The organism is Paraburkholderia sp. BR10954 (genome assembly GCF_040965775.1).
Lineage (GTDB): Bacteria > Pseudomonadota > Gammaproteobacteria > Burkholderiales > Burkholderiaceae > Paraburkholderia > Paraburkholderia youngii.
Window position 1 is genome coordinate 1 of sequence record NZ_JBFRCK010000178.1, and the last position, 1,018, is coordinate 1,018.

The 1,018-nt window shown below is 66.6% G+C and carries 2 protein-coding genes; both read left to right on the plus strand.

All coding sequences use genetic code 11. The features are described 5' to 3' along the window. Window positions 1-713, plus strand: a 713-nt coding sequence (locus tag AB4Y34_RS41705; RefSeq protein WP_368719286.1) for an NAD(P)H-dependent flavin oxidoreductase, incomplete at its 5' end; no start/stop codon positions are given. Window positions 714-792: 79 nt separating this feature from the next. Further along, window positions 793-1,018, plus strand: a 226-nt coding sequence (locus AB4Y34_RS41710) for a LysR family transcriptional regulator (protein ID WP_368719287.1), incomplete at its 3' end; no start/stop codon positions are given.

Genomic DNA, 1,018 nt, shown 5'->3' on the forward strand with positions numbered 1-1,018 from the left:
AGAAGCCGGCCGTCGTCAGCTTCCATTTCGGCTTGCCGCCCGATGCGGTGATCGCGCAACTGAAGCACGCGGGCATCCGTTTGCTCGCGAGCGCGACCAATCTCGACGAAGCGGCGGCGGCCGTCGAAGCAGGCGTCGATGCGATCGTCGCGCAGGGCATCGAGGCGGGCGGTCATCGCGGCATATTCGACACGACCTCGCGCGACGAGCGCCTCGGCACCTTCGCATTGACGCGTCTGCTGGCGAGCGAGTTCGACCTGCCCGTGATCGCGGCGGGCGGCATCATGGACGGCGCCGGCATCGCGGCCGCGCTTGCGCTGGGCGCGCAGGCGGCGCAAATGGGCACGGCCTTCGTCGCATGCCCGGAAACCTCGATCGACGACGCCTATCGCAGCGCGTTGCTCAGCGATGCGGCGCGCTCGACGACATTCACGTCGGCCATTTCGGGGCGCCTCGCGCGCAGCATCGTCAATCGCTTCACGGCGCTCGGCGAGGACCCGCAGGCCCCGCAAACGCCTTCCTATCCGATCACCTACGACGCCGGCAAGGCACTCAATGCAGCCGCCAAGGCCAAGGGTGAGTTCGGCTACGGCGCGCAATGGGCGGGACAGGCCGCGCCGCTTGCGCGTTCGATGCCCGCCGGCGAACTGATCGCGCAACTCGAACGCGAAACGCGTGAAAGTATCGAGCGGCTCCAATCGGTGTGGAACTGAGCAGTCTGATTTTCATGCTTCGCAGCGATCGAAAACAACGGCACGCATCCTCGAAACAAAAAAACAAAGGGAGACAGGCATGCAACGCAAATTCGACGATCTGCTGCTGGGCAGCATCGAGCTCTTCTGTTTCGCGGCGGAGCTCGGAAGCTTTACGCTCGCGGCCAACGCCGCGAGTGTCACGCCGGCGGCGGTGAGCCGCTCGGTGGCGCGGCTCGAGGAACGGCTCGGCGTGCGCCTGTTCGTGCGCACGACGCGCCAGATCCGTCTGACCGACGCGGGGCGGCGCTACTTCGAGCAGTGCC